The following is a 15,021-nucleotide window of genomic DNA, read 5'->3' as shown; positions in this document are numbered from 1 at the left end:
CCGTCTCAATACAGACCGCTCGTGTCCTCCCGGTAGGTGTTGTCCAGGATGTCGTCGAGGAAGGTTCCGAACCCCGACCGGAGGCGGAGGCCGCTGCCCGGCTCGTAGGCGAACAAGCCGGGGCAGACACTCTCGTCGAGACTGCTGTCGACGAAGAGCGCGTACGAGAAGCGGTCCGGCTTGGCCCCGCCGCCCGGTGGCTGGCGTACCACGCGGTGGGCCACCGCGGCCACCGGTGTGGCGGTCCGCCGGGTCAGGATCTCTATCGCGCATCCGAAGTTCACGATGAAGGTGCCGGGGACCGGGTCGATGGGGTGCCATTCACCGTCCCGGTCCACCTCCAGCCCGCGCTCGATGGAGCGCAGCACCGTCACCCAGCCGGAGTCCTTGTGAATGTTCAGGCCGCGCGCGGCCACTTCCGGGCGGAAGTGGTTGAAGGTCAGGGTGTGTGTGCCGTGCGGGGTCAGGCTGTGCCCGGTGCCCTGGTCCCAGAGGGCGCGCGGCAGGTCGAGGCGGGCGAGCACCGCGCGCTGGATGTCGAGCGCGAAGTCACGCATGCGCTCGGCCTGCCGGGCGAGTGCGGCCGGGTACACCTGGTTCCACCAGGCGCTCTCCAGGAAGAACTGTTCGGTCTGGTCGGCTTCCCGGCAGAAGTAGCCCTGGTGCGGGCCGAGTTGCTCGGACGTCCAGCGACGGTATCCCCGGTACGGGTCCGTATGCTCCGCGGCGGGGCCCGCCGGGTCTTCGGCCGCGAGGTAGAAGGAACGGGCGAAGCGGTCCCCGGCCGACAGGTCCGTGCCGGCGGGCTGCTGCACGTAGAAGAAGCCGTCCTTCAGGGCGCGCCGGAACCCGTCCTCGGCCGCGAAGTGCAGTTCGCCGTCGCGCAGTTCGGCCATCTGCCAGCCCTGCAGCGCGGCGGTACGCGAATGTCCCGCAGCCGTGCTCATACGCGGGAGTGGAAGTCGTAGCCGAGCTTGCCTGCCTTCTCCACCGAGAAGTCGCGGAAGCTCTGGTACTCGCGCAGTCGCCCGTCGGTGTCGTACTGGTAGAGCTGCATGTCGTAGCGGGGACCCATGTAGACCGTGAAGGAGGAACGGTCCGGGGTGCCCGCGTCCGGGCGCAGCTCCGGCACACGGTGGTAGACGGCGGTCACCGGCCTGGGCAGCTTCCTGGTCAGGACGAGGAAGGCGTCGCCGAGGTTGACGGTGAAGTGGCCGGGACGCTCGCGCACCGGAAGCCAGCGGCCTTCGTGGAGGATTTCGTAGCCTGGCTGGTCGGTGCAGATCGTGGTGATGAATCCGCTGTCGGAGTGCTCGACGATCCCGGCGCGGTCGCTCAGGCCCGAACGGTAGTGGTTGACCGTCGTGTAGCACAGGCCCGTGTCCTGCGCGGCGCCGCCGGTGATGAGGTCACGGTCGGCCTCGGGCACCCCCGCCGCGTCGAACACGCCGTAGAGGACGTCCAGGGTCAGCTGCCGCATGCGCCGCAGCAGCGCGGTGACCTCGTCCGGCAGGTACTCCTCCCACAGAAAGCTCTCCAGCTGGAGCTGCTCGACCTGGTCGGGCCGGTCCTCGTATCCCAGCTTGGAGGCCGGGTGGCCGTGTTCGCGGTGGCCCCGGTGGCGGTCGTCCGGTCCGCCGGTCCCCGGCTTGTAGAAGGTGCGGCAGAAGTCGAGTCCGGCGCGCACGTCGAGGCCCTCGGGGACCGCCACGTTGAACGCGCCGATGCGCAGCGCCCGTTCGATGTCGTCCGCGGTGCCGAACCGCAGGGTGCCCGCGTCGGCCTCGGCCGCGGGGAGGGTGAGGTGGGTTTCATCCCGCTCTGCCTGCTGCGCCTGCGCAGTGTCCGTCATGGTGCGACTCCCGTCCTGGTCGGTTTCCGCCGGCGCCGTGCCCGTGCCCCGGCTACAGCGCGCCGTCGTTGTCATAGGTCCGGCTCACCTCCTGGGCGGCGAAGTCCGCGACCGACTGCACGGGGTGCGCCGTGCCGTTGTCGAGCCGGTAGACGGTGCCGTCGAGGGCGGAGTCCAGGAATGTCACGTACGAGATGCGGTCGGCCCGGCCCGCGGAACGCTCGGTGGAGACCACGCCGTGCACGTTCGCGCGCACGGGCCGCGGCAGGGCGGAGGTGAGCACTTCGAGCGAACTGCCGAAGTTCACGATGAAGTGCCCCGGCTCGGGGTTGACGGCACCCAGCTCTCCGTCGATGAGCGCGAGGAGGCCCGGCTCGAAGGAGCGGAGTATCGTCACCCATCCGGAGTCGCGGTGGAACTTGCAGCCCCGGGTCTCCTTCCGGGAACGGAAGTGGTTGAAGGCGAGCATCTGGTGACCAGCGCTGTCGGTGAGGCCACCGGACACCTCGCTCCACAGATGCCGCGGTACCTCCACGTGCCGCAGCACCGCACGCAGCACGGCGACACCGAGGCCGGTCATCCGGTGGCCGAGTTCGGCGACCTCGGGCGGCAGCAGCGCCCAGTTCGCCCTCTCGATGTAGAAGTTCTCCCACTGGTCGTGTTCGCGGTCGAAGTAGCCCTGGTAGGTGCCGGGGACCTCCGCGTGGCGGTAGCCCCGGTAGGGGTCCAGGTCGTCACCGGCCGGATCCTCGTGGAAGTGCGCGGCGAACCGGTCCCCCGGGCCCGTGTCGAGGCCGTCGGGTACGCGCAGCAGGAAGAATCCTTTGGCCAGTGCGCGGTCGAAGCCTCCGTCGCGCTCGAAGAGCAGCTCGTCCCCGTCGAACCAGGAGCGTTCGAGGTCCACCGGCGGGTACGCGGCCTGAGCCTGCCGCTCGCCGGGCATGGGTGGCAGGCTGACCGGGGGCCGGGAGGTGGCGGGGTGCAAACGCGTGGGTGACGTGCGGGAGTTGGCGGTGGTCATGGGGACGGCTCCCTCGGGGTTGCGGTGTCGCGCTGCGTGCCGGGACCGGGCGGCGCGCCGGGTTCGGGCCGGATCGTGATGGTTCCCGGCCGTGCCGGGCGCGGCATGGACGCGTGGTGCTTCAGCCGGAGGTCCACGCCCTGCGTGGCGACCGCGTACCGGCCGTACAGCTCGGCGAGGACCACGGACTGCATCCGCACCGAGAAGAGCCGGCCGGGGCACTTGCGGGGGTTCCGGTCGGCGTTGACCATGCTGAACGAGTTGATCTCGTAGCGGCCGCGGGAGAGCAGCGAGGAGACCGTCTCCCGGTCGGAGCGGACGATGGCCTTGATGTTGGCCGGGGCGAAGCGGCGCGGCTCGGGGAAGACGGCGGGGTCGCGGTTGGCCTGCCGCCGGTCCAGCCACATCATGGTGTCCGGCGGTACGGTCACCCGCACGCCCCGGTGGCGCAGGGTGAACGGCCCGGTCGTACGGCGCCACAGGGCGCTGGGATTGCTGCCGCCGAGGCGTACGGCCTCCAGGACCGCGAGGTCGGTCACGGACAGCGCGGCGCCCGCGTGCGAAGGCGGTGCTGCGTACGGGCACCCCGTTCCGGCCGCCGCCCCCGCACCGCTCCTGGCCTCCGCCACGACGGCGTCCTTGACCTGGGGCGTGGCCTCCACATAGCCGATGGCCCACATCAGGCTGAGCGCCGTCGTGTCGTACGTGGCGACGATGACCGTGCCCAGTTCCTTGACCCGCGCGGCGTCGAGCGCGGCCACCGACCGGCGGGTGAAGGGCAGGCCCCACAGGCTGAAGTGGCGCCGGATCAGGTTGGAATCGGGGGCGTCGGCCAGGGCGTCGAAGTTGTCTGCCAGGAGGTCGCGGACGAACGGCACGATGATGTCGAACTCGCGCATCGCCGCCGGGTTGTCGTTGCTGATGACGTCGGAGGCGAGGTCGAAGAAGCCGCGCACCACACGGCCGTACTCTGCGGAGTGCAGGTACTCGGGCAGCGGCCGCTGGGTGAGGTCGAGAACGCCGGGGAGCATGCTGTCCACGTACGCCGTCAGGGACAGCGTGAAGTCGTCGAGCGGCAGGGGGCGGCTGGCCGCGCGGCCGAGGTGGTCGGCCGTGAACCGGCGGACGGCGGGCTCCAGGCTCTCGACGAACTTGGCGTTGCCGAGGGAGCGTTCGACCACAGCCCGCTTCCCCGGGCGGTCCGGATGGTCGTGAGGCAGGGAGCCCATGAAGTCGCCGAACAGCTCGCGGTTGGCGTCGGTGGAGGGGGCGAGGAGGTCATCGCCGACGAGCGGCTCGTTGGTGATCTGGTAGACGGCGAGTCTGGGGCCCATCCAGAACGTGCACAGACCGCCGTTCTCCTCGGCACAGGCACTGATGCCGGAGGCGCGGAAGTAGTGCGAGGCGGGCTCCCCGCGCACCACGGTCGCCTCGTGGAACGCCGGGGCGTGGCCGTGCCGCAGGCTGGGCCCGTCGTGGTGGGCGACGAGTCCGGGGAAGGCCGCGCCGGGGGCCTGCGGCAGGGCAACGGTACGGCCCTGCCGCGGGGCGCCGAGGCGGTCCGCCGGGGCGCTCATGCCGTACCGCCGCCGCTCGCGCCGGCGGCTTCGGCGATGCCGAAGTCGGCATGCCGGTCGGACCAGGTCCGCTCGTTGAACTCCCGCAGGAAGTCCTCGGAGCTGCGCACGGGGGCGGCCGAGCCGTCCTCGCGTACCTGGTGGAGGTAGCCGGTGGCGGGCGGATTGGCGAAGGCCGCGAAGGAGAAGCGGTCCGGGGCGCCCGAGGCCGGTGCGCACTGCCGCACCTGGTGCAAAATGGCCCGCACCGGGCGGTCGAGGGCCGCGGTGAGCAGTTCGAAGGCGCCGCCGAAGTTCACCACGAAGTGGCCGGGTACGGGGTCGACAGGCACCCAGGCGCCGTCGACGGAGGCTTCCAGGCCGGGCTCCTCGTTGTAGAGAACGGTCACGAATCCGGTGTCCTTGTGCGGGGCGCAGCCCAGCTTGGCGCGCTCCGACCGGTAGTGGTTGGCCGCGAACCAGTGGGTGCCGAGGCCATCGACGGCGCCACCGGTGATCTCGCTCCACAGCGCGGGCGCGATACCCAGCTCGCTCATCGCCTCACGCAGCACCAGGAGCGTCAGGTCACCCATCCGCTCGGCCATGGCGAAGAGTTCGCGCGGGAAGTGCCGGCTGCGCCCGGGGCCGTCGATGAGTACGTGCTCGGTCTGGAAGTGCTCCCGGTCGAAGTAGACGCCCGGCACGTCCTTGAAACCGCGGTACGCGCGGGTGGCCGCGGCCCCTTCATCGGGCGCCAGGTGGAACTCGCGGCACAGCGTGATGCCTGGCCCCGGATCGAACCCGGCGGGCATGGCGAGCAGGAAGCAGCCGTCCCGCAAGGCACGGGACAGGCCGTCGGCGGCGTCGAAGCGCAGGCCGCCGCCCGCCACGGTGGCGCGCTGGAGGGTCATGGTGTCGGCGGTCATCGGCGTACACCCTTCGCGGTGGGGTGCTCCTCGGGGCTGCCCGGAGCGACGGTGGTGTCCGACCCGCCCGGTGCATCCGGTGCGCCCGGTGCATCCGGCGCATCCGTACCGGCGTAGATCTCGTAGTCGTTCTCGTCGATGAGTTCGCGCGAGCCGCAGACACGCTCCAGGCCGCTGCCGTGTACGTAGCGGTAGATGCCCTGGTCCCCGCCGGGCAGGCAGCCGCTGGAGCTGAAGTGCCCGAAGCTGGACCGGTCGCCCTGTTGGCGGGCGACCCTGTGCATGATGGCGGCGACAGGCATGCGGCTGCCGGCGGTCAGGATCTCCATGGACAGGCCGAAGTTGACGATGAAGCAGTCCGGGTCGGCCGGGACGGTCTCCCAGTGGTCCTCGCGGCTGACTTCGAGGCCCGGGGCGGTCGTCCGCAGGATGGTGAGGAACCCGTCGTCCTTGTGGGAGCTGAGCCCGATGTCCTCGTGCGCGGGACGGTAGTGGTTGAACGTCAGGTGGTACGAGCCCGCGCACCGCGAGCAGCCACCGGTGGCCCGGGCCCAGTCCCGCTCCGGTATGCCCACCGCGGAGAGGACGGAACACAGCACGTGCCGCGAGAGCCGGGTGAGTAACTCGCCCAGGGCGGTGATCTCCGGCGGATAGGCGGCGGCCCAGAACCGGCGTTCCAGAAGGAACTGCTCGATCTGGTTGATCCGCTGGTGGAAGCCGAGCAGCGGATCCCCGAAGTGGTCGCTGCCGATGTCGCGGAACCGGCCGTACGGCGCCGCGTCCGGACCCTCGTAGAACTGGCGCGCGAACGCGTCGCCCGCCGACACGTCGAGCCCGCCCGGGATCTCCAGGAGGAAAACGCCGTCCCGGAAAGCCCGGTCGCGCGCCCCGGAACCGCCGAAGTCCAGCGCCCCGCCCACGGCCCGGGCCCTTTCGAGGCGTGCTTCGCCGAGCGCGGGACGGCCGGGCGAACGCTTCTCGTAAACGTCCTGGTATATCTTTCCCCGCCGTATTTCGGGGACCAGGTCTCGGGCTTCGGCTGCCATACTCACCGGCCTTTCAGGTGGAGGGAGACCACGACGAGGTCGCGCAGCTCTTCCGGGGCTCCCGGATGTTCGCCCCTGGCTATCTCGGACAGGGTGCTGAACGATCCGGGATACACCATGACCGGCAGCCCCTGCTCTTTGAGGCAGGCGAAGATGGCGAACTCTTCGAGAAAGTAGTCGCTGGACATCCGGATGCGGTATTCCAATGCGGCCGCACTGATGCCGTCGGCCCGCTTCCGGTGATAGGCACGACCGAACGATTCGACCGAGGAGCGGAACGCCTCGTCCTCGTCGAAGAACGCCCGCAACTTGCTGTGGAACTCGGCGTACCTCTCGCCTGCTTGCACTTCTGCGCAGGTCAGGAGGTGGAAGTCGGTGCTCTCACGGTACGCGTCGAACACCTCCCCCGTGGCCTCCACGAAGCGCCGGCCGAGCTCCAGCGCCCGTTCCCTGGCACGGTCCGGGGGAAGTTTCTGCGTCGACTCCAGAGTGAGCCGGTGAATGCTGTCGCCGATGAGCACAGTGCATCGCCCGAACCTTCGGGAGATCCACTTGACCATGCTCGCGAGTTTGGGAGAGGTGAAGTTACTGTTTTCCAGGCTGACACCGAGAAAACATGTTTCGAACTGCTCGAAGGTGTTCCTGCTCGAAACCGGAGAAACCGAGCCGATCTCTGCTTTGTAGCGCGTTCTGCGGGTGGGCGCTACCCGGCGCATCGGAGTAGCGGTCCCCTGCGCATCTAACGACATCACATCCGCCTGATCCATGGGGGGAGAGGTGCAGGAATGACATGCTTCTGCCGCATTGAATTTCTAACAGGAGGGTGAACCGGAAGCCAAGATCCCCCGGTAGGGATCAGGCCGCCCCGCCGAACGACCGCATTTTCCGGGCGCCGCACGGCGACTGACCAGGAAATTGGTCGGTGTAGGCAGCATGAACCCGGCCGGGCGATACGGGTGTTGCCCCTGTGGTCTCGCCATGGGCGATGGGCGGGGCCGCGACGCGAGATCCCGCCATCGGCGGGATGACCGACACACGGCGCTCAACAGGCAGTTCGCGGCCTGCGGGTCCGGGGCACGGCTCTCTGCCGTCAGGGGCGGGGAGCACCCCCGTGCGGCCCGCGGGGCCACAGCCCCCAGCGTGGCTCGAGATGGCTGAATGCCGCCGTCCCACCTGACGGAACACCACAAGCCTGCCACTCAGCGCAGATTCCGTAAATCCACGCCTTCTTCCGCTATGAGAGTCCGCGCAGGGACGGGTTGGCAAGTGCCCTGGGGTCGGTTACGGTGATCTCGTCCCGACCGCCTGTCGAGGCGCGGCCCTGCGTACAGCACGCACGGAGCGGCCCCGTCGACATGGCACATCGGACTTCCCGTGGGCAGCCTCTCCACACCGGCCCCACTTCTCCCCTCCTCCTCTCTCGCAGCGGCGCTCCACGTCCAGGAGCGCTCTTCGGCTGCCACCTCCCCCTCACCACCAGCGTCTCGTGCCGCCGCGCATCCGTGCGGCGGCAGTACAAGCCGTCCCGGAAGGGGCCGACCATGAGGAGAAGTGGACCATCGTGAGCAAGAGCACGGCCTTGAAGGGCGGTACCGGCGGCGGCGCGACGGCGCCGCCCTTCGCCACCCGGCGATGGGCCCTCCTCGCCATGTCCGTGGGTGTGTTCTGCATCCAGCTCGACTCGTTCGGGCTGAACCTCGCCCTACCGGAGATCGGCCGCGACCTGCACGCGGGCGGAGACGGTCTCCAGTGGGTGATCAGCGCGTACCTGCTGTCCACCGGCACGCTGATGCTGGGGGCGGGACGGCTGGGCGATCTGTTCGGCCGACGGCGGCTCCTGGTCACGGGCCTTGTCGCGTTCGGCGCGTCCTCGCTGGTCTGCGCGCTCGCCCCGTCCCTGCCCGTCCTCGTGGGCGCCCGGGTGGCCCAAGGCGCCGGAGCCGCACTGATCATGCCGGTGGGGCTGTCCCTGCTGACCAACGTCTACCCGGCCGAACTGCGCGGCCGTGCCACCGGATGGGCCCTCGGCATCGGCGGGGTCGCCACCGCCTGCGGCCCGTTCATCGGCGGCGTCCTGACCGAATCGGTGTCCTGGCGTGCCGTCTTCTGGCTCAACGTCCCGCTCGCCGTACTCGGCGCGGTCTGTGCCGCACGTACCGCCGAGAGCTACGACACCAGCGCGCCCCGCAGCGTCGACTGGAGCGGCCTGGCCGGCGGCACGGCCTTGCTCGCCGCGCTCTGTGTCGTCATCGACCGCGGGCCGCGCTGGCCGTGGCCGGCCGCGCTGGCGGGCGTGGCCGTCGCGGCAGCCCTGCTGATCCTGTTCGTACGGCGTGAGCGGACCGCGGCCCATCCGCTGGTGCAGCTCAGCCTGTTCCGCAACGGACCGTACATGGCACTCACCCTGGCCGGTGCCGCGGCCAACACCACCACCGTGATGTTCCTCTTCGTGGTTCCCCTCACGCTCCAGGGCCAGTGGGACCTCTCGGTCGTCCTCGCGGGCACCGCGTTCCTGGCCCCCGCGCTGGCCATGGCGATCGCCGGGCCGCTCGCCGGGCGGGTACCGCCACGGGCCGCGGTACGGCTGATGGCGGGCTGTCTGTGCGGCGGAGCGCTGGTGCTGGCGTGCCTCGCCGGGGTCTCCTCCCTGGCTCTGTACGTAGCCGTGGCCACCGTAGGCGGCGCGGTCCTCGGAGTGGCCAACTCACTGACCCTCATCGCCACCCAGGCGGTGATCCGGCCGGAGCGGGCCGGGGAGGCCTCGGGCGTCACCAAGACGGTCATCACCGTGGCCGCCGGGCTGGGCGTCGGACTGGCCGGAGCCGTCACCGACCAGAACCGCGGCGTGGGCTCGGAAGCGGCCGCCGACACGGCATTGCTGATCACCGCGGCGGGCTGTCTGGCCGCGTGTCTGGTCCTCGTCGGGTGGATCAGACTCCGGGAGGGCAGGACGCGGGCCGGGGCGGGCCGGCCGGGAGGGTGACGTCGTTCCGCGGACGGCATACCGCAAAGCCGTCACCGGATCGGCGCCGAGGCCGGTAGGGCGGGAACGCCGCGGAGTCGGCGAAGTCCCGGTCGGCGGCGGGCCGGCGGCGGCGCGCTACGGCGGCGATGCGGGACGGCGGCGATGCGGTGTACGAGGTCGCCCCCGTAGCGCCGGTCGCCCTCGGCCTCCGGGATGCCTCGGGCCAGGGCGCGGCGACACCGGTCGGCCCAGGTCCGTACTGGCCGGATCGCCCACCGTGTGCCATGGGGTACCGACGACCGAATTCCGTAGTGGTGCCGAGCTGTTCGGATGCGCCCGCGCCTGCTCGGCCAGTCTTTCGCTCGACAGCGTTGTGAGGGGCAAGGCGGGTATTCTCCGCGCCCCTCTGTCTGTTCAGCGACGGCCCGATCAACACGACTCCACCGCCCCGCATCGCCGGTTCTCCCCCGCCTCACCGACCCCGTCCACCTCCCGGTGACTGGCACCAGGATCCGGACCATACGCGGGCCAACGTCCCCTCAGTATCCGCGACATCCGCCAAGGCCGCAGGTCAACACCACCGTGAGCCCTGTACCACCGGTAGACGAAGAACCTGCTCGTGTCGTACTCGCCGAAGAAGCCGGGACCCTTCTGAGCGTAGACAGGTAGGCGGCCTGACATGGTCTATTGCCCGTCAGGCGCCTTCCGCTGGACTCACTCAGGGCCAGGCCCGGTTTCCGTCGTACCTCCCGCTTCCTCCCACCGCCAGCCCCGTCCCGACCAGCTCTTCCGGACCAGTCACGGACCAGAACTGCGCTTCACCCCCGCAGAAACGCCTCCTCCCCCTGAAGCGGTCCCACTCCGGCAGGGACTGCTCGATGAGCCGGTTGACCTGCTCGCGCACACCGTCCGGGTCAGGGCCAGTTCCCCGGCCCGCGCCCACGTCGTGCCGTACGCCGCGACCTCCACGTGATCGCCCGCACTGTTGCGAAACAGCCATCCGCCCGGTGCCACGCCACCCGACGCCGCACTCGGCTCGCGGCGCGCGGCCCGAACCAGGCCACCGCGAAACGGGCCGCCTGCCGCAGAAGAAGACCGGCCCGGCACCCGGCCGGAAAAAATCCAGCACTGGGCCGACCACAAGGACCCGCGCACGACGCAGCGCTGCCTTACCTGGAGCGTTTCACTGATCTTTTTGATGTCGCCCGCAGCGGCGGTACGAGTTCCGGGTGGTCGCCACGGAAGGCGGACTGGAGCAGTTCCGTGGCCAGGATCATCTGGACGGCTTGGCCCTGTGGTGGGTCGGCAACGTCGGCGAACTCGTGCTTCACACGCGAGGCGGTGGCGGGTGCGAGGAGGCTGTAGACGTGCAGCAGCTCGGCGTCGTAACCAGTCACGCCTCGGCCCCCGCCTACTCCGACTCCTGCGTGGCCGCCTTGCGGTAGCGGGTCACGGCCATGCGGGACAGGAGGATGGAGGCGGCCGTGACGGCGAGCCACAGCGGCCCCATGAGGATGTGCAGGACTCCGAGCCAGGCGATCTCGGCCTGCCGGTAGAGAATCACCTGCGCCACCAGGCTCGCGAGGCTCACCACCGAGATGAGCAGTGTCGTCGCCCCGTAGAAGCGCCGGAGGGGCCGGTACGAGCGCCACCGCGGCGGGCCGCCGACCAGCCGGTTCGCGACCAGACCGGCCAGCGGGCGGCCGGCGGCCACCGACAGGACGCAGACCACCGTCGCCACGGCCGGTACCAGGATCGGCAGCAGGAAGAATCCTTTGGCCTCCCCGGTGCCGGCCGCCACGGCCGCACAGGCCACCGCCACCAGCGCGCCGATGACGGCGTGCCGTACCTGCTCCTTGGCGCGCAGCCGCCAGGCGAGGACGACGATCACCGTCACCGTGGTGGACACCAGGGCGAGCCGCAGGCCGCCGAGGCGGTCGGCGACGACGAACACGAGGGTGGGAGCCGCGGTGGCCACCAGTCCCGAGGCGCCGCCGAACCGTTTGATCACCGCCTTCCCAGGGCTGAGTCCGGAGGCCGGGAGGGGGCTGTGGAGGGCGCCCCCCGTCGAGACCTCGGTGTGTGGTGTGTCCATGGCTTCCTTCCGTTCGCCACAGTTGCGGCGGGCAGTCCGAGCCGCCGGGGACGGCACGTGCTCGGTTCCCGGTCCGCGCCGGAGGATGGCGCGCCCCGCCGTACCCGCCGTGGCAGGCAACATACGGCGGGACGCGTATGCGTGCGAGGTGTCAGGCCGAAGCGGATGCGGACGACGACATGCCGGCGGCGGCGCCCTGCGCCGTGTCGAAGGGGCTGGGCTGCGGGACCGCCCCCTGGTCACGCCACACCACGCCCCGGCGTTCGTGCGCGAAGAGGTGCTCGACGGCCAAGGCGATCTTCGGGCCGATCTCCCGGTCCAGCAGGTGCAGGGCCAGGTCGAGACCGGAAGTGACGCCTCCGGCGGTCACCAGGTCACCGTCGTCCACGACGCGGGCGCGGACGACGGTGACGCCGTTCCGGGCGAGCAGGTCCACGCCCTGATGGTGGGTCATCGCGTTACGGCCTTTGATGAGCCCGGCCATCGCCAGAACCAGCGAACCCCCGCAGACCGTGGCCACCGTGGTGCCGGGCGTGGCGAGGGCCTTGGCCAGCAGCCCCGGAAGCTCGGTGGTGAGGGAGTTGCCGATGAGGACGGGGATGGTCGCGCCGGACGGCCCCCCGGCGGGGTCGTCCGTCCCCGCGGGCAGCGTGCCCGCCGCGCCGGGTACGACGATCAGGTCCGCGCGGCTCGGGTCCAGCGGGGCAGCGGCCGTCAGGGAAACGCCGGGAATCCCACTGGGGACCTCCCTGGTCCCCTCGGCGCTGACCAGTTCGACCCGCACCTGGTCGGTGAAGTTCCCGGCGGCGCTGAACACCTCGTACGGGGCGATGACATCCAGCGGGTCGAAGCCGTCGAAGAGGACGAACTGGGCGAGCATGGCGCTTCTCATTTCTTCCGGAGGCTGCCGGTCTCTTGACCGCGCCCCTCACGCTAAGCAGCGCGGCAGGGGCGGGCCATGGGCTGGATCGACAGTCTCCAACGGGATCTCGCCAACGCCATGAGCTGCGGGTTCTTCCTGCTGACCGACGTTGCCCCGTCGGGAGGCCGTGGGGAGTGGCGCCGAGCTGAAGCGACCGGTGCGGTAGGTGCCGGCGACCCCGACCGGGTGCGAGCGGCAAGGTGAGGCGAGTACGGTCCGGCAGCGCGAACCGGGGCGGCGCTCGATGCCGTCCGCGTCGCTCGGGGTGGCTTCCTACGGGGCTGTCATGCCGCGGATGCTGTCGCAGACGTCTGGTTTGCGTCGGGAGCCTGTGATGACGTAGCGTGACAGTGTTCCTGTGCCGAGGTATCGGTGGCAGCGACCGGATTCTCTGTTTTCTTCTCTATCGATCTTGGGGTGGCGACCTATTAACCAGGCCATGTAGTCGTCCGCGTTCCCCGCGTGCTGTTGTGTCGCACGTGTCCGGGGGCGGACGTCGCGCTGGCCTGAGTTGCGTCACCCTTCCCCGCAGTTTTCCTTCCCGGGTGCAGCTCTGCCGTCTGCCCCGGGTTTCGTGCTTTCCGGACCCGGTGCGGCTGTCGGCAGGGCTCCCCGATTCCTTTGGATCAGGAGTTTCCCGTCGTGTCTTCCTCCGCGCTCGGCAACGAGCCGAAGCACACCACCCAGCCCCCGACCCAGCCCTCACCCGGTCTGTCGAAGATGGGCCTGGCGGCCTGGATCGCCCTCTTGGTGCTCCTGGGCGCCGAGCTGATGGACATGATCGACCAGTCGGTCGTCCTGACCGCCCTGCCCGCGATCCAGGAGTCCACCGGCGCCGGACCGGACACGGTGCAGTGGCTGACCACCGGCTATTCGCTGCCCATCGCCGTCGGACTGATCACCGGCGGACGCCTCGGCGACCTCTGCGGCCGACGCGGAATCCTCCTCATCGGCACCGTCGTGTTCACCACGGCCTCACTGTTGTGCGGCCTCGCTGCCGGGCCGGGTGTGCTGATCGCCGCCCGTGCGCTCCAGGGCGTGGGCGTGGCCGTGATGGTCCCGCAGATCCTGGCCACCCTCCACGTCACCTTCGAGGGGCAGAACCGCAGCAAGGTGTTCGGCCTGTACGGGGCCATCATGTCGCTCGCCAATGTCCTGGGCCCGGTGATGGGCGGTCTGCTGACCGAGTCGGACCTGTTCGGGCTGTCCTGGCGGCCGATCTTCCTGGTCAACGTGCCTGTCGGCCTCGCCGTGATCCTCCTGGGGCGCAGGTTCATCCCCGAGTCGACCGTGAAGAAGGCCGACCGGCTCGACCTGACCGGCATGCTCCTGTCCGCGCTGGCCATCGTCCTGATCGTCTTCCCCCTCACCGAGGGTCACCTGCATCACTGGCCACTGTGGTGCTTCGCCCTGCTCGCCGCGGGCCTGCTCGTCCTCGGCGTCTTCCTGCGTCACCAGCAGCGCAAGCAGGGCAACGCCCCGCTCGTACCTCTGCCCCTCTTCCGGAGCCGGCAGTTCTCCGGCGGCATGGCCGCGCAGTTGATGCACGGCCTTCTGTGCGGGCTGTTCTTCATGACCTGGACCCTCTACCTCCAGCACGGACTGGGCATGAGCCCCTTCCACGCGGCCCTGGCCTTCGTGCTGCTCTCCGTCGGAGAGCTGGGCGGTGCGACGGTCGTGGCGAGGAGCGGCGGGCGTTTCGCCCGCCGGCTGCCGCAAGCCGGAGCTCTCGTCACGCTCGCCTCGATGGCTGCCTACGGGCTCCAGATCGAAGCAGGCCAGGCGGACCTGAGCCTCGTGGCGATGACTGCTCCGGTGGTACTGATCGGATTCGGCCTCGGCATGGTCGGCGGCCCGCTCGCCGACATGTCGCTGGCCAAGGTCCCGCACGAGGACGCCGGGGCCGCCTCGGGCCTGTTCAACACCGTCATGCACCTGGGTATCGCCCTGGGCACCGCGCTGACCGCGCTGGTGTTCTTCGCGACCACCGGCGGCTCACCCGAGGCCGCACTCAACCGCGACGCGTTCGTCACCGTGCTGTGGTGGGTCGGCAGCCTCCTGGCCCTGCTGTGGGCCCTGCTGTTCTGCCTGCCCAAGCACACGAAGAACCGGGCCGGGTAGACCAGTTCCCCAAGGCGGCGGCACCCGGCCCGTGCCGCCGCCTCGTCCTCTCCCCGTACACCCCATACAGCCACGACGGGTGAAGCCTCACGACCACGTCCACGCCCCCAACCCGACTCTGCGGACACCTACGGGTACGGGAGCGATAGGGCGGCCGGGCCGAACCACTGCCCGTCGAAAACGCGAGGTGGGACTTCACAACATCGGCGCACGCCCTGAAGACACACTCTTCGCCATGCTGGTCACCCCCACCCGGCGGCGCAGCCTCTGGCCGCACCGGACACAGGCCATCCGGCTGCTCAAGGGGGCCATTCAACCCCGCCTGCGTCGCCGGTTCGGCCGGAAAACTGACCATCACCCGGTGCGGTCCGGATCGCGGACCACAACAGCCCAGCGCGGCGCCGGGTCCCGGCAAACCGCAGGTCAGAAACCCTTGGCCACTTGCTCAAGGAGCATCACACACTCCACATGTTGCGTAACGGGAAACAGATCACGCGTCGCCTCCGACAGCCGCCCC

The 15,021-nt window shown here is 70.3% G+C and carries 12 protein-coding genes; 2 read left to right on the top strand and 10 right to left on the bottom strand.

What is annotated here, in order from left to right; all coding sequences use genetic code 11:
* Nucleotides 1–5: 5 nt before the first annotated feature.
* The 7 genes from AB0A97_RS21635 to AB0A97_RS21605 are packed head-to-tail and all read right to left on the bottom strand — an operon-like array spanning nt 6 to nt 7,168.
* Nucleotides 6–947, bottom strand: coding sequence for a 2OG-Fe(II) oxygenase family protein (locus tag AB0A97_RS21635; RefSeq protein WP_361152309.1), 942 nt, complete (start codon nt 945–947; stop codon nt 6–8).
* Nucleotides 944–1,852, bottom strand: coding sequence for a 2OG-Fe(II) oxygenase family protein (locus tag AB0A97_RS21630; protein ID WP_361152306.1), 909 nt, complete (start codon nt 1,850–1,852; stop codon nt 944–946). Before AB0A97_RS21630 ends, AB0A97_RS21635 begins: the two co-directional genes overlap by 4 nt.
* A 52-nt stretch (nt 1,853–1,904) precedes the next feature.
* Nucleotides 1,905–2,873 carry a 2OG-Fe(II) oxygenase family protein gene (locus AB0A97_RS21625; RefSeq protein WP_361152303.1) on the bottom strand — a complete coding sequence of 323 codons (969 nt, stop codon included), beginning with the start codon at nt 2,871–2,873 and terminating at the stop codon, nt 1,905–1,907.
* Entirely contained in the window at nt 2,870–4,450 is a 1,581-nt protein-coding gene (locus AB0A97_RS21620; protein WP_361152300.1) for a cytochrome P450, read from the bottom strand. The genes AB0A97_RS21625 and AB0A97_RS21620 overlap by 4 nt, the downstream gene beginning before the upstream one ends.
* Nucleotides 4,447–5,355, bottom strand: a complete 909-nt coding sequence (locus AB0A97_RS21615) for a 2OG-Fe(II) oxygenase family protein (protein WP_361152297.1) — start codon at nt 5,353–5,355, stop codon at nt 4,447–4,449. Before AB0A97_RS21615 ends, AB0A97_RS21620 begins: the two co-directional genes overlap by 4 nt.
* A complete protein-coding gene (locus AB0A97_RS21610) occupies nt 5,352–6,401 on the bottom strand; it encodes a 2OG-Fe(II) oxygenase family protein (RefSeq protein WP_361152294.1) in 1,050 nt (349 codons plus the stop codon). Before AB0A97_RS21610 ends, AB0A97_RS21615 begins: the two co-directional genes overlap by 4 nt.
* A gap of 2 nt (nt 6,402–6,403) precedes the next feature.
* Nucleotides 6,404–7,168 carry a tRNA-dependent cyclodipeptide synthase gene (locus AB0A97_RS21605; protein WP_361152291.1) on the bottom strand — a complete coding sequence of 255 codons (765 nt, stop codon included), beginning with the start codon at nt 7,166–7,168 and terminating at the stop codon, nt 6,404–6,406.
* A 794-nt stretch (nt 7,169–7,962) separates the two neighbouring features.
* Here AB0A97_RS21605 and AB0A97_RS21600 point away from each other — a divergent pair.
* The gene (locus AB0A97_RS21600; protein WP_361152288.1) at nt 7,963–9,384 is read left to right on the top strand and encodes an MFS transporter; all 1,422 of its coding nucleotides are present in this window, start codon (nt 7,963–7,965) and stop codon (nt 9,382–9,384) included.
* Nucleotides 9,385–10,535: 1,151 nt separating this feature from the next.
* Here the strand turns inward: AB0A97_RS21600 and AB0A97_RS21595 are convergent.
* The 3 genes from AB0A97_RS21595 to AB0A97_RS21585 form a co-directional block, all read right to left on the bottom strand.
* Complete coding sequence (locus tag AB0A97_RS21595) at nt 10,536–10,763, bottom strand: hypothetical protein (protein ID WP_361152285.1); 228 nt, start codon at nt 10,761–10,763, stop codon at nt 10,536–10,538.
* A gap of 14 nt (nt 10,764–10,777) precedes the next feature.
* Nucleotides 10,778–11,461 carry a DUF3159 domain-containing protein gene (locus AB0A97_RS21590; protein WP_361152282.1) on the bottom strand — a complete coding sequence of 228 codons (684 nt, stop codon included), beginning with the start codon at nt 11,459–11,461 and terminating at the stop codon, nt 10,778–10,780.
* A 151-nt stretch (nt 11,462–11,612) separates the two neighbouring features.
* A complete protein-coding gene (locus AB0A97_RS21585) occupies nt 11,613–12,341 on the bottom strand; it encodes a DJ-1/PfpI family protein (RefSeq protein ID WP_361152279.1) in 729 nt (242 codons plus the stop codon).
* Between the two features lie 684 nt (nt 12,342–13,025).
* Here AB0A97_RS21585 and AB0A97_RS21580 point away from each other — a divergent pair.
* Entirely contained in the window at nt 13,026–14,504 is a 1,479-nt protein-coding gene (locus AB0A97_RS21580) for an MFS transporter (RefSeq protein WP_361152276.1), read from the top strand.
* Nucleotides 14,505–15,021: the final 517 nt, after the last annotated feature.

Source organism: Streptomyces sp. NPDC045470, from assembly GCF_040646595.1.
Taxonomy (GTDB): Bacteria; Actinomycetota; Actinomycetes; order Streptomycetales; family Streptomycetaceae; genus Streptomyces.
The sequence above is the reverse complement of the archived record's forward strand: the minus strand, read 5'-3'. Positions and strand labels throughout refer to the sequence as shown.

Bases quoted from the DNA above. Each gene is read 5' to 3' on its own strand.
- AB0A97_RS21590 (WP_361152282.1), bottom strand. From the start codon at position 11,461: ATGGACACACCACACACCGAGGTCTCGACGGGGGGCGCCCTCCACAGC.
- AB0A97_RS21610 (WP_361152294.1), bottom strand. From the start codon at position 6,401: ATGGCAGCCGAAGCCCGAGACCTGGTCCCCGAAATACGGCGGGGAAAG.
- AB0A97_RS21620 (WP_361152300.1), bottom strand. From the start codon at position 4,450: ATGAGCGCCCCGGCGGACCGCCTCGGCGCCCCGCGGCAGGGCCGTACC.
- AB0A97_RS21585 (WP_361152279.1), bottom strand. From the start codon at position 12,341: ATGCTCGCCCAGTTCGTCCTCTTCGACGGCTTCGACCCGCTGGATGTC.
- AB0A97_RS21625 (WP_361152303.1), bottom strand. From the start codon at position 2,873: ATGACCACCGCCAACTCCCGCACGTCACCCACGCGTTTGCACCCCGCC.
- AB0A97_RS21630 (WP_361152306.1), bottom strand. From the start codon at position 1,852: ATGACGGACACTGCGCAGGCGCAGCAGGCAGAGCGGGATGAAACCCAC.
- AB0A97_RS21635 (WP_361152309.1), bottom strand. From the start codon at position 947: ATGAGCACGGCTGCGGGACATTCGCGTACCGCCGCGCTGCAGGGCTGG.
- AB0A97_RS21605 (WP_361152291.1), bottom strand. From the start codon at position 7,168: ATGGATCAGGCGGATGTGATGTCGTTAGATGCGCAGGGGACCGCTACT.
- AB0A97_RS21615 (WP_361152297.1), bottom strand. From the start codon at position 5,355: ATGACCGCCGACACCATGACCCTCCAGCGCGCCACCGTGGCGGGCGGC.